Source organism: Jutongia sp. (assembly GCF_057878315.1).
In genome coordinates this window covers 12,630-35,023 of record NZ_DBLXSO010000023.1, presented here as the reverse complement: position 1 = coordinate 35,023, position 22,394 = coordinate 12,630, and the positions used below count along the sequence as shown (strand labels likewise).

Annotated in this window: 18 protein-coding genes; 3 read left to right on the top strand and 15 right to left on the bottom strand. The window is 46.3% G+C overall.

Going from position 1 to position 22,394, the window contains the following annotated elements; translation table 11 throughout:
- The 3 genes from ACZLMD_RS07240 to ACZLMD_RS07230 are packed head-to-tail and all read right to left on the bottom strand — an operon-like array spanning position 1 to position 4,675.
- On the bottom strand, positions 1-2,046 hold the full coding sequence (locus ACZLMD_RS07240; RefSeq protein WP_489495443.1) for a beta-galactosidase: 2,046 nt from the start codon (positions 2,044-2,046) through the stop codon (positions 1-3).
- Positions 2,047-2,083: 37 nt separating this feature from the next.
- A complete protein-coding gene (locus tag ACZLMD_RS07235) occupies positions 2,084-3,481 on the bottom strand; it encodes an MFS transporter (RefSeq protein WP_489495441.1) in 1,398 nt (465 codons plus the stop codon).
- A gap of 24 nt (positions 3,482-3,505) precedes the next feature.
- Complete coding sequence (locus ACZLMD_RS07230) at positions 3,506-4,675, bottom strand: glycoside hydrolase family 5 protein (RefSeq protein WP_118560177.1); 1,170 nt, start codon at positions 4,673-4,675, stop codon at positions 3,506-3,508.
- A gap of 193 nt (positions 4,676-4,868) precedes the next feature.
- Here ACZLMD_RS07230 and ACZLMD_RS07225 point away from each other — a divergent pair, with 193 nt between their 5' ends.
- Positions 4,869-6,068 carry a helix-turn-helix domain-containing protein gene (locus tag ACZLMD_RS07225; protein WP_489495438.1) on the top strand — a complete coding sequence of 400 codons (1,200 nt, stop codon included), beginning with the start codon at positions 4,869-4,871 and terminating at the stop codon, positions 6,066-6,068.
- A 168-nt stretch (positions 6,069-6,236) separates the two neighbouring features.
- On the opposite strand, the gene ptsP is transcribed toward ACZLMD_RS07225, so the two are convergent.
- The 6 genes from ptsP to ACZLMD_RS07195 form a co-directional block, all read right to left on the bottom strand.
- On the bottom strand, positions 6,237-7,868 hold the full coding sequence (gene ptsP, locus ACZLMD_RS07220) for a phosphoenolpyruvate--protein phosphotransferase (RefSeq protein WP_484108934.1): 1,632 nt from the start codon (positions 7,866-7,868) through the stop codon (positions 6,237-6,239).
- 59 nt (positions 7,869-7,927) lie between these two features.
- Positions 7,928-8,185 carry an HPr family phosphocarrier protein gene (locus ACZLMD_RS07215; protein WP_022306758.1) on the bottom strand — a complete coding sequence of 86 codons (258 nt, stop codon included), beginning with the start codon at positions 8,183-8,185 and terminating at the stop codon, positions 7,928-7,930.
- Between the two features lie 107 nt (positions 8,186-8,292).
- The gene (locus ACZLMD_RS07210) at positions 8,293-9,135 is read right to left on the bottom strand and encodes a PRD domain-containing protein (RefSeq protein WP_022306759.1); all 843 of its coding nucleotides are present in this window, start codon (positions 9,133-9,135) and stop codon (positions 8,293-8,295) included.
- A 20-nt stretch (positions 9,136-9,155) separates the two neighbouring features.
- Entirely contained in the window at positions 9,156-11,327 is a 2,172-nt protein-coding gene (locus ACZLMD_RS07205) for a PTS sugar transporter subunit IIABC (RefSeq protein WP_489495435.1), read from the bottom strand.
- Between the two features lie 260 nt (positions 11,328-11,587).
- The gene (locus tag ACZLMD_RS07200; RefSeq protein WP_482523414.1) at positions 11,588-12,790 is read right to left on the bottom strand and encodes a class I SAM-dependent rRNA methyltransferase; all 1,203 of its coding nucleotides are present in this window, start codon (positions 12,788-12,790) and stop codon (positions 11,588-11,590) included.
- Positions 12,790-14,235, bottom strand: a complete 1,446-nt coding sequence (locus ACZLMD_RS07195) for a hypothetical protein (RefSeq protein WP_489495433.1) — start codon at positions 14,233-14,235, stop codon at positions 12,790-12,792. The genes ACZLMD_RS07200 and ACZLMD_RS07195 overlap by 1 nt, the downstream gene beginning before the upstream one ends.
- A 126-nt stretch (positions 14,236-14,361) precedes the next feature.
- Here ACZLMD_RS07195 and ACZLMD_RS07190 point away from each other — a divergent pair, with 126 nt between their 5' ends.
- Entirely contained in the window at positions 14,362-14,748 is a 387-nt protein-coding gene (locus ACZLMD_RS07190) for a hypothetical protein (protein ID WP_022306763.1), read from the top strand.
- A gap of 9 nt (positions 14,749-14,757) precedes the next feature.
- Here the strand turns inward: ACZLMD_RS07190 and ACZLMD_RS07185 are convergent, their stop codons facing one another.
- The 3 genes from ACZLMD_RS07185 to ACZLMD_RS07175 form a co-directional block, all read right to left on the bottom strand.
- On the bottom strand, positions 14,758-15,516 hold the full coding sequence (locus ACZLMD_RS07185; protein WP_118560185.1) for a YlmH/Sll1252 family protein: 759 nt from the start codon (positions 15,514-15,516) through the stop codon (positions 14,758-14,760).
- A gap of 75 nt (positions 15,517-15,591) precedes the next feature.
- Entirely contained in the window at positions 15,592-17,112 is a 1,521-nt protein-coding gene (locus ACZLMD_RS07180; protein ID WP_022306765.1) for a glycoside hydrolase family 43 protein, read from the bottom strand.
- A gap of 34 nt (positions 17,113-17,146) precedes the next feature.
- Complete coding sequence (locus tag ACZLMD_RS07175; RefSeq protein WP_482521737.1) at positions 17,147-18,469, bottom strand: family 43 glycosylhydrolase; 1,323 nt, start codon at positions 18,467-18,469, stop codon at positions 17,147-17,149.
- 237 nt (positions 18,470-18,706) lie between these two features.
- Between ACZLMD_RS07175 and ACZLMD_RS07170 the strand changes: the two genes are divergently transcribed.
- Positions 18,707-19,576, top strand: coding sequence for a helix-turn-helix domain-containing protein (locus ACZLMD_RS07170; protein WP_482523638.1), 870 nt, complete (start codon positions 18,707-18,709; stop codon positions 19,574-19,576).
- 6 nt (positions 19,577-19,582) lie between these two features.
- Here ACZLMD_RS07170 and ACZLMD_RS07165 read toward each other — a convergent pair whose 3' ends face one another.
- The 3 genes from ACZLMD_RS07165 to ACZLMD_RS07155 all read right to left on the bottom strand — a co-directional run bounded on the left by ACZLMD_RS07165 (position 19,583) and on the right by ACZLMD_RS07155 (position 22,362).
- The gene (locus ACZLMD_RS07165; RefSeq protein WP_482521742.1) at positions 19,583-20,566 is read right to left on the bottom strand and encodes an NAD(P)/FAD-dependent oxidoreductase; all 984 of its coding nucleotides are present in this window, start codon (positions 20,564-20,566) and stop codon (positions 19,583-19,585) included.
- A 106-nt stretch (positions 20,567-20,672) separates the two neighbouring features.
- The gene (trxA, locus tag ACZLMD_RS07160) at positions 20,673-20,984 is read right to left on the bottom strand and encodes a thioredoxin (protein ID WP_022306769.1); all 312 of its coding nucleotides are present in this window, start codon (positions 20,982-20,984) and stop codon (positions 20,673-20,675) included.
- Positions 20,985-21,042: 58 nt separating this feature from the next.
- Entirely contained in the window at positions 21,043-22,362 is a 1,320-nt protein-coding gene (locus ACZLMD_RS07155) for an aspartate kinase (protein WP_482521739.1), read from the bottom strand.
- Between the last annotated feature and the right edge of the window lie 32 nt (positions 22,363-22,394).

Below are 22,394 nucleotides of genomic sequence, written 5' to 3'. Positions count from 1 at the left end.
TTACTCTCCTTCATACTCTTTCAAAATCCGGACACCCCAATCCTTCATCGGAATACTCTGCCCCTTCATAAAGATATTACCTGACAGAAGATCCTCCACCTTTTCGAATGGGCAAATAAAACTCTCCGCTTCCTCACTGTAATGAAGAGCATAATGAATTGTTTCTTTTTTCTCATTAATGCCGCTGCGAATGATCACAGGCCATTTTATTTCGTCATCGAAATAGTTTTGAACCTGAGCACAAACAACAGCATCCTTAAATATTTTCTTCAGTCTTTCTTTCGTTACATAGCAGCCAATATAATAACCATATCCCTGTCCAAAAGCATTTTTAGTGATCGCGGCATATTTTCCCCAGTATTTATGCTCATATGACTCTATCACCTGAGCCGTATCCGGTTTCAACAATTCAGCAAAATATAAAATATTTTCTCCTGCAACCGTTGCCCGTCCCGGCTCCGTAAACTGATTATAGCTCATACCAAAGCAATCCGTCATGCCATGAGGCTGCACATCTGAATACACACTTAACTGACGATCTGCCACAAAAGACTTAAAAGAGCTTACAACCACTCCACCAGCCTGCACAAATCCCTTCATCTTCTGAACAAATGCATCCGATACACTATATAACGCAGGTGTAACGATCATCTGATACGGCTTTTGTTCCTGATCAAATTTTTCTTCCAATTGGTGAATGTCTATGATATCACAGGAGATGTTCATTTCGTACAAACAATCGTACATCCAGCGAACCACATCATTATAGCTTAAATCCTTGTCAATCGGGAACCAGTTGAAGCTGCTCAGAGACTGATTATCAATTACCACAGCCACCTGATTTTTCCGGGAAATACACAATGTCTCCCTGCCGAACCGGGCAATCTCACGCCCAAATTCTCCCGCCTCTTCATATACCGGATTCGTAGAAAAGTCATGACTCAAAACACCCTTCCAATATGTTTCATATCCATCATGAATGGAATGCCAGTTCCAGTATAAAACGCCTGCCGCCCCACTTGCCAGATGGCTGTATCCATGAAGACGGAGCTGTCCCGGATATGGTGTCCAATATTTAAATGCCTGCGCCTGACATTCCAGCACAATATATGCATCATCCTTAAGGGTTCGAATAGAATCCCCACCAAATCCAATCTCTGCTCCTGTCAGACCATCCTGCGTCGGATGATAAATATCTGTTCCTGCGATCGTCACGGCTTTAGACGCTTCATAATGATTGATATCAGGCTGCACACCATAAGAATACCCATCCTGCGCAATATCTGCTCCGAATTTTTTCCATTCAAAATCAAAATTATGTGTAATAAACTGATCTTGCCTCTTATATTTTTTTACAAGCTCTGACTGCCACACTAAATACTCTGCCGCCAGACTTCTCTGGAATTTAGCAAATTCGCAGGCAAGTCCACCATGAATACAGCCTGCCATATCCGGAAAATCCGACCAATCAGAAATGGAATTACTCCAGTAGCGCAAGCCAAATACTTCGTTTAACTGCTCGGTCGTATGAAATTTTGTCTTTAAATATTCAACGAACATCCGCTGCACCTGTGGCGATGCTGTTCCATAATGCTTCGTCTCATTATCAATCTGAAAACCTATCACACAGGAAACATTTGCCGTATGCTCAAGCAATTTACAGATCACATTTTCAGCGCATTTACGAAACACCGGGTGAACGATATCCATGATCTGGCGTTTTCCGTATTTCTTTCTGGAATACCCGTCAAACACCATCACTTCCGGACATTTTTTTTCTAACCAGGAGGGAATGGCATACGTTGGTGTCCCAATGATCACATACATTCCGGCTTCCTCTGCTGCCGCAAGTGTTTTATCAATATAGGAAAAATCGTATACACCTTCTGCCGGTTCTAATGTGCTCCAGGTTGACTCTGCAATACGAATCGTATTCATTCCTGCTTTCTGCATCATAGCAATGTCTTCCTGCAGCCGGTCATACGGCATATACTCCGGATAATATGCTGCTCCAAATAGAATATCTTTTTCCTGCAATTCCCTCATGGTAATCCTCCTCTATACACAATGACTGCTCTGCCGATTAATTGTCCTTACGGTGTTTTCCCTGCTCCAGATCAGCAAGAACCTGATCATACTTCTTGTCCAGATCAAAGAATACCATGCAGACCACTACGATCACTACCATAATAAACGGAATCCATGCAAAGGACCAATTAATTGCTGCCAGCGACTTAGCAGACTGCACTGCCTTCTTTGCATCAAATCCGCCGAAGCCCAACACCCATCCAAGTGCTGCTGTACCAATACCGGAGCCAACCTTCATACAAAATGAAGATGCTGCATTTCCCATTCCGGCTGTTCCATATCCGTTGTACCACTCTCCGTATGTGATTGCATCCTGAAGAAGACCAAACATAGAAGCTCCTCCACATGCAAATCCCATACCCTTTACAACAGATAATACACAGGTCATTGTTACATCTGTTGTAAAACCGGAAAGAAGAAATCCAATTCCGGAAACTGCCATTCCACACATAAACAGATTTTTCTTGGAAACCTTTTTCATAATGAATGGTGTCACAAAGAGGAATGTAATCTGTGCAATAGAAAGACAGTTAGAAATAATGGCATATTTACCGGCATTTCCTACATTATACTGTGCAAAAAAAACGGCAGATCCGAAGAAGCAGGACATCATAAAATACATTGCAAAGATAGCAATTACCAGTAATACCCAATACTTATTGACGAACAATCCTTTAATGCCTTTGATAAAGGAAACCTGATTTTCCTTTGCCTCTTTCTGAGTAGAACCACCTTCTACGACACGCTCTTTGCACATAAAGAATGTAAACATGTTTAAAACAACAAATACAATCATCAAAACAACAAATGTCAATGTCCATCCCTTCTGGGAATAAACATCTCCACCACCAAAAGCAGCTGTCATTTTCAGTACAACCGTATTGATCGTCATGGTTCCTGCTGTTGCCAAAAGGTTACGGAAATTTCCAAGCAAACCTCTCTCATACTGATTGGTTGTCATCAGACCATTTAAGGTTGCATACGGAACATTGATTCCTGTATAAAAAATCGTAGAAACCAGATTATATGTTAAAAACATATATGCCAGCTGCGTTTTCCCAACAAATGCAGTTGGAACCGTAAACATAAGAACCGTACATACTGCTAACGGCACACACAATCTGGCGATCCACGGGCGTGCCTTTCCCCATTTACTATGAGTATGATCGATAATATATCCCATTACCAGATCCGAAATACCGTCAAAAATCTTTGAAATTGCAATAATAGACGCTGCAGCCGCTGCACTTGCTCCAACAACATTCGTATAATATACCAGCAAAAATGCACTGATTGCAGAATAAACCAGGTTTCCCGCATAATCTCCTATACCATATGCAAAACGCTCCAAAAATGTAAGTTTAGCATTTGGATTCATCTTATTCTCATTCATATTCGTTACCTCTCTTTCTATTGCTTATTTATCTAACGGAAACCATCCAAAATCAACACAACGTCCCAGATCCCAACTATCCCAGCCAATCCAGCCTTCTGTATTGACTGTGTCTGTCAATAATTTATAGCTCCAGTAAAAATAACCGGATCCCTTTTCCCAGGCTGCTTTCTGCATTCGTGCAACTGCCTGATATATTTCCTTTTTCTGCTCCGGCGAATAGCTTTCTACCGAAGCTCCCTCCAGTCCGTTTAAAACAGTCTGACCGCCCTTCGTATCCCAGCCGCAGGCAAGAGAATTAAACAGACACCACTCACCACAGATCACAGGGAAATACTGCTGCATTTCTTCAATTTCTTTCATGAAATGCTCTTTCACATATTTTTCATAGCCCTCTACAGTCTGCTCACATCCCATCATTTCTGCCATCATCAGATACTGGTGGGTATCAAGAACTACATTTTTGTACTTTTCTTCACGCATAAAATCTTTCCAGATTGTAAGCTCAAACCCATCATGAATAACGATATATTTATCCTCATCCAGATACTTCTCAATACGGTCATAGGCATCCAGATAGAATTTCCGGATAAACTCAACAGTAATCGGAGCACTGCCCTTCGCCATCTCTTTATCTACCGGTGGATATCTTTTTTGAATATTCAGTAACTCCCATGCTCCCTGTAATGCCGGCTCGTTGATCAGTTCGATTCCCCAAAGACCTTCTCTGTGTCCATATCTTTGAGCCAGTCTCTCCAATACTGTATGGACAAACTCAACCTCCTCGGGATTCTGAGCCCATTTACAAACTCCACATATTCCTCCATTGTCAGATCCATTCTGTCCTTCCGGTGCTGTATGCAGATCAATCAGAATCTTCAGGCCATACTTTTCAGCCCAGTTAAATGCCTTATCCAGTTCTTCTACACATCCAATGAACGGCTCTCTGTCGCCAAAAATGAAATATGGTACCGGAATACGTACTGCATCCAGCCCCCAGGACTTGATTGTTACAAAATCACGTTCCGTAATATACTCACTACGATGGATCTTGATTCTTGCCTCATACACCTCCTTCGACAACTGCCTTGGCAGCCAGTACTCATCCTCCGCTGTCGTTCCTTCAAACAACGCCGGATTCATCCATTTTTCCAAAACCAGCCAGTTTCCTAAATTAACACCTTTTACTTTCATAATAACCGTACCTTTCTTTGTTTAAAATAAACAACTGTTTTCTGTTTTTCGTTTTCCGTCTTTTCTTAATTTGTAACTAGATTTTAAGATAAAAAAACTGCATTTTATATCAAAATTATTATATTTTTAACATTTTTCTTATATAACCTGATATAATATGTCTTAAAGAACTAATACATGGAGGTTGCTTAAAATGCAGGACATTATTTTACTTCAATATCTTTCCAAAAAGCTTCACACCTATGTGTATAAATTTTCCCTGAATCAGGAAATACTTTTCTCTTATTGCGGAGTGCTTTCCTTTCAGGATTCATATATGCGCAATCTGTCATTTCGTAATTATCTGCTGAACAAGCCGCAGAAATCAATGCCCTGCCTGAAGGCAATTCACCAAAAAAATATTTACTGTGTTGTCCATACCGACGAATTCATTTACGTTGCAGGACCAGTTTGTTTTCCGGCTTCCGTTTATCTGACACATAACTACGATTCGCTTTCTCTGGAGGAAAACGTTGAAAAGTATATTCCTCAAGTCGATCTGACCACTTACTTGAATGATATGATTTTTCTTCACCATATGCTAACCGGTACAGAATCTTCTCCGGAGATGATAATACAGGATAACTGTGTAGATCAGGATTCAGAAGAAAAGGTACAGCAGAATTTTAATAATCTGCTTTTTGATAATCAGGAAAACTCAGTACACCACAATCCTTACGATCAGGAGGTGCGTGAATTTAGCAGCATCGAGAACGGAGATTTGATCCAATTGGAAAAAAGCATGCAGGAGGATTACGATGGATCAATCGGTACACTTGCCAGGGATCCTGTACGCAATCTTAAGAACCTCGGCATCGTTCTTATCACTCTTGCCAGCCGCTATGCCATCCGCGGCGGATTATCTCCGGAGATTTCCTTCTCGTTAAGCGACACTTATATCCAGCAGATCGAGGACTGCAATGATATCGCACGGATCAAACCACTTGCTCAAAAGGCTGAATTTCATTATGCAGAAATGGTACATGATATCAAAGAAAACCAAAAAGGAATCTCTCAAAAGCAAAAAAATCCCCGCATCAACAAATGCAAGGATTATATTTTTTCTCATTTGCACGATAGAATCACTGTAGAAGATCTTGCTCTTGAAGCAGACTGTAATCCCAATTATCTATCCCAGCTTTTCAAGCAATGTGAAGGAGTCAGTATTTCCCATTACATCCTTCAGGAAAAGATCAATCGTGCCAAAAATCTTTTGATTTATTCGGATTATTCCTATATAGAAATTGCCACTTACTTAGGCTTTTCTTCGCAGAGCCATCTGGGAACTCAATTCAAAAAATACACCGGATACACTTTGCGGCAATTTCGTGAGATTTACGGAAGAAAGGAGTAAGCTTGCCCTTGCTTCCCACCACATTACGAGCATTTTCCTATACCAGAACAAATTGGACTTGCCCGTTTTGCGCGTCACTGTACGATTGCTTATACAATCTCCCTCTGTGCTTCCCTGACTTCTCAGTCAACAAACACAGAGGGATTATCTGTCCTATTTATCGGACACCTATTTTACCGTTGTCTCACGGATGATCTTTCGTACCGGAAGTACAAAGGACGGGGATACCGAAAGCTCATCGATACCCATTTTCACAAAGGTCTCTGTCAGCGTTGTATCAGCACCAAGCTCCCCGCAGATGCCGACCCAGCAACCGCCCTTATGACCGTTATCGATCGTCATCTTGATCATCTTAAGGATTGCCGGATGATGCGGATCATACATCGTGTCTAACTTCATATTCTGACGATCCATTGCCAGGGTATACTGTGTCAGATCGTTTGTTCCGATACTGAAAAAGTCAACCTCAGCAGCAAGCTCCTCACTCATCATGACAGCCGCCGGTGTCTCGATCATAATACCCTGTTCAAAGCTTCCATAAGGGATGCCCCGCTCGTCAAGCTCCTTCTTAACGGACAAAACGATCTTCTTGATCTCGCGAACCTCCTCCACGGAAATGATCATCGGATACATGATCGCGATCTCGCCATAAGCACTGGCACGGATCAACGCACGAAGCTGCGTACGGAAGATTTCCGGGCGGTCCAGACAGATACGGATCGCACGGTAACCCATGGCAGGGTTCTCTTCCTTATCCAGATGGAAATAGTCCACCTGCTTATCGGCTCCGATATCAAGAGTACGAACAACCACCTTCTTGCCTGCCATCGTCTCAGCCACGCGCTTGTAAGCCAGAAACTGCGTCTCCTCATCCGGATAATCCTCTGCCTCCAGATACAGAAATTCACTTCTGAAAAGTCCGATGCCCGCTGCATCATTGGCAAGAACATTAGCAACGTCACCGACACCGGCAATATTGGCATACAGCTTGATATGCTTACCGTCTGCGGTCACATCCTCCTTGCCCTTAAGCAGTGATAACAGTTCTCTTGCCTCCTGCTCCTTTTTCCGATCATCCTTCAGCTTTGTAAGGATCTCCTCCTCCGGATCTATATAAAGCTTTCCACTCCTACCGTCTACCACTGCCATGTGGCCATTCCACTCCTCTTGGATATCCACACCGATCAGTGCCGGTATGTTCATGGTTCTTGCGAGAATCGCTGTATGGGAATTGGCGGATCCATGGCGTGTCACAAAGGCAAGGAGCTTCTCCTTGTCCATCTGAACAGTCTCGCTCGGCGCCAGATCATCCGCCACAATGATCACCGGTTCGTCCCCGATATCACCTGTGGTCTCCTGCTCTCCGAGCACAGAGATCAAACGCTCTGTGATATCCTTGACATCAGCCGCTCTCGCCTTGAAATATTCATCGTCCATCTGCGAGAACATCTCCGCAAAGTTATCGCCGGTTGTTGCCACGGCAAACTCTGCGTTTACATTCTGTGTCTCGATCATATTGACGATAGAGGAAACATAATCGTCATCCTCCAGCATCATCATGTGCACCTCAAAGACAGCCGCATTGGCTTCGCCAACCTCCTTGACCGCTTTTTCGTACAGTGCCTGAAGCTGCTCGGATGCCTTTGCACTGGCAGCCTCATATCTTGCTTTCTCTGCAGCCGTATCCTCGACCTTCTCGCGTTTTACCTGCTGCGCACCCTTCTGATAGTAAAAGATCTTTCCAATTGCGATCCCTTTAAAGATCGACTTTCCCTCGTATATTTCCACCACAGCCTCCATTTCCGCATGACTCGCGCATGCATTCTCTCATTTTGCCCTGTGACAGGATATGCAATCGATTAAAGTGTCTCCTCAAAGAACTTCTCCATGCCGGCTGCCGCAGCATCCTCATCAGCACCCTCAACCTCTACTGTGATCTCCTCGCCGCATTTTACGCCGAGAGACATTAACATCATAAGCTTTCTTGCATCTGCCTTGCGGTCGCCCTTTACGATCGTAACCGCAGACTCATATTTCTTTGCTTCCTTTACCAGAAGACCTGCCGGTCTTGCGTGAATACCTACCTCATCAGTGATTACATAATTGAATGATTTCATAATAATTTCCTCCATTTCTTAAATTTGTTCGTTTGATTTTATATTGTATACGGATGCTTTCCGGCATCCTTAAAACTTTTATCTGTTCTTTGGTGCTTCGATTGCTTTTATTCTTCGGCGTCCAGTTCGCCGCTTGTCACACGACAGATATGCATTGCCAGATATCCGGTTTCCGCATCCTTTAAGGTGCAGCCGATGGTCGTTCCGATCTGCTCACAGATCTGTTCTGCCATTGCAAATTCCTCCGGATATTTCACACTCATATAGTCATTTAAACTCATTTTCAATTTCTCGCCATTCAGCGCCCGCACGATCATGTAACGCACATGGTTCATCAGTCGGTTATAGGATAATGTCATGACATCGATCCGTTTTCCCATGGCATTCTCTACGATCTCAATACATTCACGCACCGCGCGGGCTGTCTTCATGGCATCGGATACCTTGTCATCATCGATGGCAGAATGCACATGCAATGTAATATATCCGATCTCATCGTCTCCGATGGTAATTCCAAATTTCTTCTTGAGAACCGGCACAACACAGCTTGCAACCTTATACTCCATATGAAACAAAAGACGGATATCCTCGGTCAGTGGATTACTGATCGACTCGTGCCTTTTCATGCGCTCCACCGCATAACAGATATGATCCGCAAGCGGAAATAAAATGTTACGGTCAATATTTCCAAACACCTTCTGCGCCTCATCAAGCACCAGGTTCGCGATCTCCAAAAACTCCGGATCGATCGATTTTACGATCTCTCCCGCCTGCCCCCGTTCACCGGATGCCTGCAGTGTATAGATACGGGCATCCTCTCCCGGTTCCACATGTTCGCTCACCTTTTTACCAAATCCAATCCCCTTGCCCATCAGAAGACATTCCTTCCCGTCCTCTGCATTTACCGCAAGCACCGCATTATGGTTTAACACTTTTACGATTCTGTACATGTCCGATCCTCACATTTCATTTATTCGTAGAAATCGACCGCAAATAATTCCTCTCCTGCTTTGATCTCTCCGTCCTTCAACAGTCGGATCTTCTGGTTATCCTCAAGCTCCGTACAAAGCACCGGTGATGTCAGGGATGGAGCATGCCCGGCAAGATAGTCAAGATCCAGCTTCATCATCGGATCTCCCTTCTTCACCTTCTGTCCGTTCTCGACAAATACCTCGAAGCCCTTGCCGCCAAGCTGTACGGTGTCAATGCCAATGTGTAACAGCATGCTGAGTCCGGAATCTGTCATAAATCCAATGGCATGCTTTGTCTCAAAGACAAAGACAACCTCTCCATCCTCCGGTGCCTTTACAATGGCATCCGTCGGTGTCACAACGGCTCCGTCTCCCATCATTCTTCCGGCAAATGCCTCATCCGGTGCCGTGGACAGATCTGCTGCCACACCGGTGATCGGGCTTGATACCACGATGGTCTTTGTAACCTTTGTTTCCGTCTGTTCCTCCTGTGCAGGCACATCCTCCTCCACAGTTTCTTCACTATCTTTAGTATATTCGATATCCGGCGCTGTTTCAAGGTAATCTTCCAAATTTGACTTGATCACCGTGACATGAGGACCGTATACAATCTGAACGCCGTTACCCTTGTGGATCACACCGCTGGATCCGGTTAATTTTAACAGTGTATCGTCAACCAGATCGGCATTAAATACCGTACAGCGAAGTCTTGTTGCACAACAGTCAACACCGTCGATATTCTTCTTACCTCCAAGACCTCTTGTGATATCTGCGCTGAGCAGATCATCTGTCCCATTTTCGGTACTGTCCGTTTTCTTGGACTTTCTTGCATTGACATCTGCCTTCGTATAAAGCTTCACCTCCTGATCTTCATCCTCACGTCCCGGTGTCTTTAAGTTCAGCTTCTTGATCAGGAATGAGAAGATAAAGTAATACAGGAAGAAATAAATAATTCCGACCGGAATGATCCTCAGCCAGCTTGTCTTGTCATTGCCTTGAAGAATACCAAACAGGAACAGATCCAGAAAACCACCGGAGAAGGTAAGTCCGACTGCAATGTTTAACATGTGGGCGATCATATAGGCAGCACCTGCTAAGATCACCTGTACTGCAAACAGGATCGGTGCCACGAACAGGAACGAGAACTCGATCGGCTCTGTGATACCTGTCAGCATGGATGTCAGTGCTGCGGAGAAAAGAAGACCTCCAACCTGTTTCTTTTTCTCCGGCTTCGCGGTGCGGTACATTGCAAGTGCTGCCCCCGGAAGACCGAAGATCATAAAGATAAACTCACCGGAGAAATATCTTGTCGCGTCCGCGCTGAAATGCGTTACATGGGATGCATCGGCAAGCTGTGCAAAGAAGATATTCTGTCCACCCTGTACCATCTGTCCGGCAACCTCTGCCGTGCCGCCGACAGCTGTCTGCCAGAACGGCATATAGAATACATGGTGAAGACCAAACGGAATCAGTGCTCTCTTGACAATACCAAAGATCAGTGTGCCGAAATAACCACTGCCGGTCACAAGACCTCCGAGCGAATAAATACCATTCTGAACGACCGGCCATACAAAATACATCAGAATACCGACAAACATATACACGATCGTGGAAATGATCGGTACAAATCTTGATCCGGCAAAGAATGACAATGCATTCGGAAGCTGGATCTTATGGAAGCGGTTGTGAAGTGCCGCCACACCAAGACCGACGATAATACCTCCAAACACACCCATCTGCAGGGTATTGATACCGCAGACGGAAGCAATCGTTCCGGAAAGCACATCCTTTGAAATGCTACCATCCCCGAGGATCTTTCCATTGATCTCCAGCATACCGCTAATTGAAATATTCATAACGAAATATGCGATCACGGCAGAAAGAGCAGATACCTCCTTCTCCTTCTTTGCCATACCGATGGCAACACCAACGGCAAACAACAGCGGCAGGTTATCAAATACGGCACTGCCGACCTTATTCATGATGACTAAAAGTGCATGCAGGATCGTCCCGTCACCAAGGATCTTTCCCAAATGGTACGTTGCAATTGTCGTCTCGTTTGTAAACGAACTACCAAGTCCCAGAAGCAACCCGGCAACAGGCAGGATTGCGATCGGCAGCATAAAGCTTCGTCCGATTCTCTGCAGGACTTCAAAAATCTTATCTTTCATGATTCATCCTTCCTTTCCTGGTGATATTCATGTGATCATCTGCTTCGTCTGCATATCCTTTTTAGTGTCCGCTTTTTGCCCGATTCTATACAGCGTACCCGGGATTTATGCTGTTATTCTCACAAAAAGGGAACAAAAAAAGGCACTAACTCACATAAACATCCTGTAAAATTTATGTCTAGTTAATGCCTTGGGTTCGTTCGAATCAAGTAACATACTATCTAAATTATTTATAACATTTTCACTCTGATTTGTCAAGCCTATTTCTCATCACAAACCTGAAAAATATAGAACTTCAAATAATAAGAGGTATCTGCTGCCCATAGGATCGGATGATCCGGTGCCTGCGTTGCAAAGGAAACCTGCCGCAGTCTCTTATGCACATTGGCTGCCGCCTGTCCGATCGTCTTGGTAAACAGCTCGTAGGTCATGAAATGTGAGCAGGAACAGGTTGCCAGATAACCGCCGTCCCTGATCAGCTTCATCGCACGCAGATTGATCTCACGGTATCCCTTGACTGCGTTCTTCACAGAGTTGCGGGACTTTGTAAATGCCGGCGGATCCAGAATGATCACGTCAAACTTCTCTCCGGCTGCCTCCATCTGTGGCAGCTTCTCAAAAACATCGGCACATTCAAAGTCCACAATATCGGACAGACCATTTAATGCTGCGTTCTTTTTCGCCTGCTCTACGCCAAGCTCGGAGGCATCCAGACCAAGTACGCTTGCCGCACCTGCCTGTCCGGCATTCAGTGCAAAGGAGCCTGTATGCGTAAAGCAGTCGAGCACCTTTGCGCCACGGCAGATTGAGCGAATGGACTGACGGTTGTATTTCTGATCCAGGAAAAATCCGGTCTTTTGTCCTTCCTTGACATCGACCATATAATGCACGCCGTTCTCGATGATCTCAACATTCGTATCAAATTCCGCTCCCATAAAGCCCTTTACGCGCTCCATGCCTTCCTTCAGACGTTCCTTTGCATCGCTGCGCTCATACACACCGCGGATCGTAATGCCGTCTGCCGCAAGGATCTCCTTTAACAGATCGACAAGATGCTCCTTATACCGGTCAATACCGAGTGCCAGAGACTCCACGACAAGAACATCGCTGAACTTATCAATGACGAGTCCCGGCAGGAAATCCGCTTCCCCGAAAACGATACGGCAGCTCGAGGTATCCACAGTTGCCTTCCGGTAATCCCATGCCGCCTGCAAACGCATTTTCCAGAAAACATCGTCAATCTCCTGCTCCTGATGACGTGTCAACATCCGGACACGGATCTTGGAGTGACGGTTGATATAGCCCTTCCCCATCGGATAGCCGTCAAAGTCATGCACCAGCACGACATCGCCATCATCAAAGCTGCCGACTACATTTGCGATCTCGTTGTCGTAGATCCAGGCACCGCCCGCCTTGATCGTGCGTCCTTCTCCCTTTTTCAGCGTTACAATTGCATGTTCCATTACAGTACCTCCTGAATCTCCTCATAACGGATACGAAGCTCAGGCATCTTTGTGATCGTAGTATAATAATTGATATCCCAGTCATCCCCCTGTGACGGATCATTCTCTCCGGTTGCCGGCGGTGCAAAGATCTTCAGTGTCATCTCTGTGCCCGGCTCGATCGGTGTCTCAAAGAAAGCGGACATCATATCGACGGTCTTTGTTCCAGGTGCTTTATAGAACCATCGTCCGTTTAACTCCATCATCAGATTGAGTTCTTCTTCAAAGGTGATCTCACAAAATTCAGGTGTCTTCTCAAAACGGATCGGGATTGCAATTCCCTCTGCATCCTCTGCACCTCCCCAGCGAAGAGTTGCCGGCAGTGTCGTCTCCTCCTGCTCATTGAGTCCCGGCAGGAAGAACGGATCCTTCAGAATATCCTTATAGTCCTTTAAGACCGGTTGTGGAATACCGACTGCAGAATTGTTCGGATCCTCAATCTCAAGACCAAGTCTTCCTCTGTCCCTGAACTGGTACATAGAAAATCCGTCGAACCAGTCCGCATTTTCGGACTTTAATTTCTCAACAAAACGCTTGATCGATTCGCCCTGACGCATCGGTCCCGTCACGTCTCCATCGGTGTTAAACTCAGAGATCACGAACGGCTTGCACTCTCCGTGATTGACCTTTGTCATTCTCTTAGAGGTTTTATTGAGTCTCTCAAAAAACGGATCAACCGGTGTCATCGCGTAGCTGTCGCCACCCTTTTCACATACGTCAAACGGCCATCCGTAATGAAGTGCCAGATAGCAGTCATTGGACCAGATATCGGCAATATCAAATGCCTCCTTGAACTCCTCCTCATACTGTACCGGCGCATCCTCTGCCTCGAGATCTCCGACAGCACCGCCGCAGAATACAAGTGAGATCTGTGGTGCCTCTTCCTTCACGATCTTTGCGAAGCGCACAAAGAACTCTCCAATCTCCTTGTAGGAGAAACGCTGATTGTGGGTGAACCAGTCTCCGGCACACTCATGGTTGATACGAAGACGCATTCTTCCGAATGGTCTAAGATCCTTTGCGATCTGACGGAGATATTCATCCTCCAGCGAACAGTCGATCGTAAGCGTCAGTGCCACGTCCTGACCATGACGACGGATATCGCGCATCTGCTCAAACGGTTCTCCCTTTGTATCGCCGTCCGGACCTCCGCGATACGGGAAGTAATCATCATACGGATAATCCCACTGAAAATGGATCTCCATGTCCTTACATGCCACACTAATACGCTCCGGCCATTCCTTATCCTTTGGATAATAAGTATACATAATACCAATATTTCTATGTGGTCTTCCCAGTGTATTTAAAATGTAATCCTGATTGACATACTCAGCTCTCTCACTGCCGTCTCCCAGATCCAGACCACAGCGTGCCGGTGTTAAAGTTATTTTCTTAATCTTGTCCATTTGTCCCTCTTTCTGCACTGCAACTATGATTACTGTTCATCCGACAGTGCCCGGATATATATCTATAAATATACACGAATTCGTGGTATAATTCTACTAAAAGATTTCAGGAAAGGATTGATCCATATGAAACGAAGAATTTTGACTTATTTGCAGCAGATCGATGAGCTGATCCAGGATCCGCCGGAAGATACAGACTGGGACCGTGCCATCCACAATCATCTGACTCAGATTCAGTTTTTCCAGCACGAACGGCTGATCCATCTGATCGTCACCGTGCTTTTTGCACTGATGACCACCTCGGTTGTTGTCGGTCTTGTCGGAACCGGAAGCATCTGGCTTACGCTTCTGCTGATCCCTCTTCTGATCCTTCTGTTCCCATATATCAATCACTATTATCTTCTGGAAAACGGTGTCCAGAAAATGTATGCGCAGTATGACCGCATGTTAGAATACCAAAGCGACAAAAAGTGGAACCGCTTTTTTGCAGTTCCGCCTAAAGAAGAAAAATAAACCTGTCCGTCATACATATTTGGAAACCTGGATATTCAGGTTTCCTTTTTTTGTTTCTCCGGAAATACCGTCACAGATAAACTTGCCGTAGCCCCGCACCGACACCACATCCTGCTCCTTTAGAGTGCCGCTGTTGTTCTCCATCTGATAACCGTTGACAAACACCTTCTTCTCACGGAACAGTGCAATGCTCTGGCTTCTCGAAAGATGACAGAGCTTTGCCACGATCACATCCAGCCGCATGCTCGGCACGATCAGCTTGACCGCCTGCAGCTTCGGACGTACCGCCTCCGGCATCCGGTCTAATATCCGGCACTGCACATGTGTATGCTTTACCTGATCCAGATTCTCCGGAATAAACGGTGCGATCTTCTCCAGACAGAACAAATATGCGGTCTTATCACGGATCATAATATCCCCGAGCGTACTGCGCTCAATCCCCAGATGCATCAACGCTCCAAGATAGTCCCGGTGCGTCAGTGCATCCGCAAACTTCTCAATCAGCGGCTTGATCTCAATACAGCAAATAGGAAAGCCCGCATCGTATCCCAGACTTTCCTCATCGCCAAACCGGAGTATCTGCCGCTCACAGCCATCAACACCGCCGGAAAACATTGCTGTCACAGGCGCCGTATCCTTCCTTACTCTGGCATATACCGCCTGCTCCTGCTGATTCAGAAAGCCGGTATAGGTATATAAGCCGGTGCGGTAGGACTGCTCCGCCAGATCTTTTATTCTTTTGATCAGAAATTCTTCATCCCTGTTCATGATACTCTCTCCTGTTATGCTGTCAAATTAACTCCAAAATCCGGATGCTTATCAAGCATATCACAGAGATTTCGTCTAATCAACCCATTTTCTCATGGTCCACTCAAGGTCACGGAAGGTTCCCCACGCATCCTTGTCTTCCTGTGGATTTATCGCATACATTGCCATTACCGTACCGGTAAAGCCGCCTGCTACCTCAGAGGAAAGATACTTTGTTCTCGCCTTCCCAAGCTCCACGCTCTCTCCGGCAAGCTCTGCGAAGAATGTATAAAATTCTCCTTCAGACTCTACATGGAAGCTTACCTCCTGCTGTCCCTCTCCCAGTGCCTTTGATGCCTTTACACACTGTGCATCACCGGTTGTCAAACGAAGCTCAGCCTTCTTCACACCGTCTTTCTGTGTCAGATAAAGGTCGTAGTGGTGATCCTCACACAGATAGAAGGTAATACCTGCCTCCGGTGAATTGCCACCCACGGTAATATCGAGTGTCGTGTCAAACTCGGACTGACGCACGCCGAGGAAGGTCGGCGCATCCACATCATCGAGCGTATAGTGATTGCCTCGAAGGTTCACACCGTTTTCGGTAAACTGATAGTTCTCTTTATCATAAGCTCTCAGATGACACCATCTTAAGCTGTCTGCTCCAAGCTTTTCAAAGGAAACATCATAGCAGGTATCCTCGCCGGCTGCATTGAGGTTCATCTCCATCTCTGCTTCCACCGTACCATTAACACCGGCAGTAAACCAGCCGTCCTCCTGCCACTGTACCGGCACTAAGAACACCTCTCGTCCCAGATGATGGAACGGCATCCACATGCCCTCCTGACGGAAGCCCAGGCACACGATAAATGTGCTTCCATCGTCCGTCTGCACCAGATCGCCATGTCCGATTCCCTGAATGCGGCTCTGATGACCACCGAGATCGCGGTTTGTCACAACCGGATTGAGCGGATAAGACTCGAATGGTCCATATGGGCTCTTTCCTCTCGCATATGTGATCATGTGACCATACTCGGTACCACCCTCTGCAGCAGTGATGTAATACCAGTCCCCGATATGGAACAGATGCGGTGACTCAAGATAACGTCCGCCATTCCCCTTCCAGATCGGCTTGCTCTCAGTGAGACGCTCTCCCGTCGCAATATTGATCTCGCACTGGAAAATACAGCCCTTGCCGTCCTCATCGCTTCCGTTACTCATGAAATATGCCTTGCCATCCTCAAAGAACAGGGACGGATCGATGCCTCCCTGATCCACGAAAACAGGCTCTGACCACTCACCGTAAATATCATCGGTATACACATAAAAGTTCTTGTGATATGTATCATTGGTAGTCACCATGTAAAAGCGTCCCTCATGGTAACGGATCGTTGGTGCAAAGACACCGCCGGAGCTGTTGATACGCTCTAAATCTACCTGTGTGCTTCTCGTCAGACAATGACCGATCTGTGTCCAGTGAACCAGATCCTCACTCTCGAAAATCGGTACGCCCGGAAAATACTCAAACGAGCTGCATACCATATAATACTTTCCATTCGCCTTACATACACTCGGGTCCGGATAAAAGCCCCGAAGAACCGGATTACTGATCTTCATAATAATCTTTCCTTTCTGTTATCATTAACATCTTTTATTTACGGAAAACAAATGCTTCCAGATCCAGAAGCTGTCTGTTCACAAAGCTGTTCTTTGCCCATCCGCTGTGCGCATCCTCTGCCACAAAATATACTGCATGTCTGCCGGTCACCATACGCATGATGCCCTCTGCCACATGATCTCCCGTGCCAAACTCAACGGTACCGATCTTCTCACCGTCTACCGGGTCATCCAGATATACATGCACTCGCCCACTGCATCCTCTTGGCTGCATCTTTAGGGATAATGTCATGGTCCCATTGGTGTGATCCTCGCCGAAATCAAAATACTTCCAGCCCATCACACAGCCCTCGGTGATGTTGGTGATCACTCTGGTAAATGCATCGATCTGTGTGATCATCAGCTGCTCGCTGCCCTTCAGCACGCAGGCGGTGTCAGCCTGTGTCTGCTCATAAGGATTCAAGGAATCCTCGAAGCCCAGAGAGGTCATCTCTACTGTCGGGATCGTTCCGTCCGGAAGGATCTCGATCTTCTCCACACAGCCTCTGCGGGACATAATCGTTCCGTTGGTCATACGGTGATAGAAAATATACCACTGATCCCCGATCTTGCAAATGGATCCATGGTTATTGCCGCCCGGAAAATCAATGCCGTTATCCACGATATATCCGCGATATGTAAACGGTCCTGTCGGAGAATCTGAGGTTGCATAGGCAAGCTGGCAGCCACGCTTCGGGGAATAGATCAGATAATAGGTATCTCCTACCTTTCTCGGTGAACACGCCTCGAAGAAATTCCATGGCTCATCGGTCGGAATGATATTCTCCTGATAGGTTCCATCGATCACCTGATACATGTTGCTTCCGTCGATCTCGCACATGTAGGAGCCGAGATATCCGCAGTACACATAAACTCTGCCGTCATCATCCACAAGCACGCCCGGATCAATAAAAGTACCGTTATCGTAATGGTTAGGGATATTATACTCATAACGGGACAATAATTCAAACGGTCCCTCCGGTCTGTCGCTCACTGCCACACAGCCCTTGGAATCAAGAATGTATGCATACAGATAATACTTGCCGTCCTTCTCCACCACATCCGGTGCATAAAGACATTTCTCGGACCAGTCTACATCGGAAGAATGGTCTCTGTCTGCCTTTGTGTGGAACGCATCACCATGGCACACCCATTTGCCCGGTTCATTCACAGGCGCTGACCATACCTTCAGTTTATAATCACAAAATTCGGCAGAATCTACACGGTCATGGGAACCATACACATAAACTCTGTCTCCAAACACTCTCGGTTCTCCATCCGGGATATACTCCCAACTTGGTAAATACGGATTTGCCATTTCGTTGTCCTCCATTCGTTTTATTTCGTATATTGTTCGCTGTGTCACAACAAACGTCTCATTCGAAACCCCGCTTTATTACAGCATTTTGCGCTGTTTTCTTCTTTGACACATTTGTTATGTTGTAGTATAATCATACGAAATCAAATGCGAATCTACTAGAGGAATACGGACACTAATCTTTGTATTTCGGACATAACAATACAGCAGCTAAGGCCACCATCCGGGAGGAGTTTTATGATATCAGAAATGCATCTTCATTACTTTACCACACAGAAGGATTTTCCGTTCTATATCCAGTATGGTCATCATGACGAGAACATGTTTCTCCACAACCATGCGGACTTCTCGGAGCTTGTTTTTGTGCTGGGCGGTCACGCCACCCACATTGTCAATGATGAGGAGTATCCGATCCAAAAAGGGGATGTATTTGTCATCAACGAAAATACATCCCACGCCTATAAGGATCCGCGTCATTTCCGGATCTGTAATATTATGTTTCAACCGGACTATTTCTTAAAGAACTTTGGTGATATCAAATCGCTGCCCGGCTATCATTCACTCTTCGTCATTGAACCTGCCCTGACACAGCAGAACGGCTTTCAGTCCCGCATTCATCTGGCGCCGGATGTTTTCGATACCTTCGATCAGATGATCACACGGATCCATCACGAATATGTATCACACTCTGCCGGATACCAGACGATGACAAGCGGTCTTTTCCTTCAGATGATCACCTCGCTGTCCCGCCTTTTTGACAAAAGCGGAGAATCCGATGATAATACCGTATCGCTCGCCAACACAGTCGCCTACATGGAGTTCCATTTCCGCGAGGATATCTCCGTCGAAGAGTTAGCCTCCATGTCCGGCATGTCGTCCCGTCATTTCCGGCGTGTCTTCCACGAGATCTACGGCACCAGTCCCCTGAAATATCTGCACACACTGCGCATCCGCTCTGCCGCACGCCTGCTGCGAAGCACAGATCTTCCGGTCACGGAGATCGCGATCCGCAGCGGCTATCCGGACGGCAATTACTTCTCTGGCAAGTTCAAGCAGTTTATGGGGATGCCGCCGTTAAAATACCGCAACAATCCGTCGCAGGGGTAAGGCGCGCTATCCGAGATATTCGCATGCCGCCAATGCAGCAACCGCGCCATCTGCGGCTGCTGTCGTAAGCTGGCGCACTGTCTTCGTCCGGCAGTCTCCTGCCACAAATACACCCTCTGTCGCTGTCTTACAGTCCTCACCTGCTTTGATGTATCCCTGCTCATCCAATGGCGCAACCTCTGCAAACTCCTGATTCTCCGGCATCTGTCCTACCGCCACAAACAGCCCTGCCGCCGGCACTAAAAGCTCCTTTTCCTGCTTCTTATTCCAGACATGCAGCGATTCCAGATTGCCGTTCTCATCCGTCTCCATTCCTGTCACTGTGCAGGACCGCAAGATCTCCACATTCTCCTTTGTCTCTAACAGTGCAAGCTTCTCCGGCTCTCCACGGAACGTATCGCGCCGGTGGATCAGATAGACCTTTTCACAATACTGTGCAAGAAACAAAGCATCCTCCAATGCCGTATTGCCGCCTCCGGCAACCGCCACCTTACGTCCCCTGAAAAACATGCCGTCACAGGTCGCACAGTAAGACACACCATGTCCGATCATCTCCCGCTCATTCTTAAGACCAAGCGGACGATTTCTCGCTCCGGTCGCAAGGATCACACTTCTCGTCCGGCACAGCTTCTGCTCACCGCCCTGCTCTACCGATACCTTGAAAATATCACGGCTGCATTCCTCTTCGTCCGGCGAAAGTTCTGCCACCTCAAGCTCCGCAGAGTCACCGTTGCATTCCCGTTTCAGTGCCGTAACCTTACCGGTCTCATACTCCATGCCGAGATTCTTCGCCTGCTCATAAAGTCCCTGCGCAAATTCAAAACCGGATATCTTTGCAATACCCGGATAATTCTCGATCTCCGGAGTCACAACGATCTGTCCGCCGTACATTTTCTCCTCGAGTACCAGCACACTCTTACCGGACCGCAGTGCATAAATCGCTGCCGACAACCCGGCTGTTCCTGCTCCCACGATCAACACATCATATATTTTGTCTGCCATAAGCCCTCCTGATCTCTGTATTTCCTTCTGTTTCAAAAATGCAATATACTAATAAAGCAGGCCAAAAACGCCTGCTTTATCTTTATTCGTACTATTACTGGTGCATAAATGCCAAAAGCTCATCCTTGCTCTTGACTCCGATATCCTTCGCTGTGACCTCACCGTTCTTGATGAGGATCAGCATCGGAATGCTGACGACTTTAAACTGCTGTGCCAGATCCATCTGCTCATCCACATTGACCTTGCAGATCTTGACATCGTCTACTTCTCCGGCAAGCTCCTCTACCACAGGACCAAGCATCATACAAGGTCCGCACCAGGATGCCCAGAAGTCGATCAGTACCGGCTTATCAGACTGCATTACTTCCTGTTCAAAGTTGTCTGTTGTTACATGTACTACTGCCATAACAATCCCTCCATTCCTTATCATATCTTTCTATTATCCCCAGAATACAGAACATTTATTACAGCTGGGTTGTGACAAAAATATCGTAAATTGCCTTGATCGCATCATCAAAGTCTTCGTTGCTGACACCAATAATGATGTTTAACTCGGATGATCCCTGATCGATCATCTTAACATTGATGTTGGCATGTGCCAGCGCGGAAAAGATTCTGCCGGCAGTACCACGGTTTGACTTCATGCCGCGTCCAACGACAGCGATCAGAGCAAGATCGGCCTCCAGATCGATCGTATCCGGATGTGCCAGACGATGGATCGCGGAGATCACCTTCTGCTCCTTCTGCTCAAACTCCGGCTCATGAACAAATACTGTCATGGTATCAATACCGGACGGCATATGCTCAAAGTTAATACCGTTCTCCTCAAATGCAGTAAGAACCTTACGTCCGAAACCAACCTCGGAGTTCATCATATCCTTCTCAACATTTACGGCAACAAATCCCTTCTTACCTGCGATACCGGTGATCGTGTATGCAGAATGATGACAGGTGCTTTCTACGATCCATGTACCCTCATCCTCCGGTGCATTGGTATTACGGATATTGATCGGGATACCAGCCTGACGAACAGGGAATACGGCGTCCTCATGAAGCACGCTCGCACCCATGTAAGAGAGCTCGCGAAGCTCACGGTATGTGATGATCTTGATCGGCTCCGGATTGTCAATGATACGCGGATCGGCGATCAGGAATCCGGATACGTCTGTCCAGTTCTCATAGCTTGTTGCATGTACGGCTCTTGATACGATAGAACCGGTAATATCAGATCCTCCTCTGGAGAATGTCTTGATCGTGCCATCAGCCTTTGCACCGTAAAATCCCGGTACAACCGCTCTCTCAACACCCTTGAGACGCTTCTTTAACAGCTTGTCGGTCTCCTCCGGCATAAAATTACCGTCCTCGTCAAAACGGATCGCATCTGCCGGATCCACAAACTCATATCCCAAATAATTTGCCATGATAATACCATTAAGGTACTCACCACGAGATGCTGCATAATCCTCTCCTGCCTTCTCTGCGAAGTTCTTCTCGATAGTCTTAAACTCCTCGTCGAGGGACAGCTTCATATGAAGTCCGTTGATAATAGACTCATAACGATCCTTGATCTTCTTTAATGCACTGCTAAAGCTCTTGTCTTCCTTTGCCAGCGCATAGCAGGCATACAGCATATCTGTAACCTTGGTATCCTTGTCGTTCCGCTTGCCCGGTGCACTTGGAACAACAAATTTTCTCTCCGGATCAGCCTTGATGATCTTGCCAACCTTTGAAAACTGCGTTGCACTTGCCAGAGAGCTTCCACCAAATTTTACTACCTTAATCATATTTCTGACTCCTTTATTCTCAATCTCGTAAT

Bases quoted from the DNA above. Each gene is read 5' to 3' on its own strand.
- ACZLMD_RS07210 (WP_022306759.1), bottom strand. From the start codon at position 9,135: ATGTACAGAATCGTAAAAGTGTTAAACCATAATGCGGTGCTTGCGGTA.
- ACZLMD_RS07180 (WP_022306765.1), bottom strand. From the start codon at position 17,112: ATGAAGATCAGTAATCCGGTTCTTCGGGGCTTTTATCCGGACCCGAGT.
- ACZLMD_RS07170 (WP_482523638.1), top strand. From the start codon at position 18,707: ATGATATCAGAAATGCATCTTCATTACTTTACCACACAGAAGGATTTT.
- ACZLMD_RS07205 (WP_489495435.1), bottom strand. From the start codon at position 11,327: ATGAAAGATAAGATTTTTGAAGTCCTGCAGAGAATCGGACGAAGCTTT.
- ACZLMD_RS07190 (WP_022306763.1), top strand. From the start codon at position 14,362: ATGAAACGAAGAATTTTGACTTATTTGCAGCAGATCGATGAGCTGATC.
- ACZLMD_RS07155 (WP_482521739.1), bottom strand. From the start codon at position 22,362: ATGATTAAGGTAGTAAAATTTGGTGGAAGCTCTCTGGCAAGTGCAACG.
- trxA (WP_022306769.1), bottom strand. From the start codon at position 20,984: ATGGCAGTAGTACATGTAACAACAGACAACTTTGAACAGGAAGTAATG.
- ACZLMD_RS07240 (WP_489495443.1), bottom strand. From the start codon at position 2,046: ATGAGGGAATTGCAGGAAAAAGATATTCTATTTGGAGCAGCATATTAT.
- ACZLMD_RS07225 (WP_489495438.1), top strand. From the start codon at position 4,869: ATGCAGGACATTATTTTACTTCAATATCTTTCCAAAAAGCTTCACACC.
- ACZLMD_RS07175 (WP_482521737.1), bottom strand. From the start codon at position 18,469: ATGGCAAATCCGTATTTACCAAGTTGGGAGTATATCCCGGATGGAGAA.
- ACZLMD_RS07200 (WP_482523414.1), bottom strand. From the start codon at position 12,790: ATGGAACATGCAATTGTAACGCTGAAAAAGGGAGAAGGACGCACGATC.
- ACZLMD_RS07215 (WP_022306758.1), bottom strand. From the start codon at position 8,185: ATGAAATCATTCAATTATGTAATCACTGATGAGGTAGGTATTCACGCA.
- ACZLMD_RS07235 (WP_489495441.1), bottom strand. From the start codon at position 3,481: ATGAATGAGAATAAGATGAATCCAAATGCTAAACTTACATTTTTGGAG.
- ptsP (WP_484108934.1), bottom strand. From the start codon at position 7,868: ATGGAGGCTGTGGTGGAAATATACGAGGGAAAGTCGATCTTTAAAGGG.
- ACZLMD_RS07230 (WP_118560177.1), bottom strand. From the start codon at position 4,675: ATGAAAGTAAAAGGTGTTAATTTAGGAAACTGGCTGGTTTTGGAAAAA.
- ACZLMD_RS07185 (WP_118560185.1), bottom strand. From the start codon at position 15,516: ATGAACAGGGATGAAGAATTTCTGATCAAAAGAATAAAAGATCTGGCG.
- ACZLMD_RS07195 (WP_489495433.1), bottom strand. From the start codon at position 14,235: ATGGACAAGATTAAGAAAATAACTTTAACACCGGCACGCTGTGGTCTG.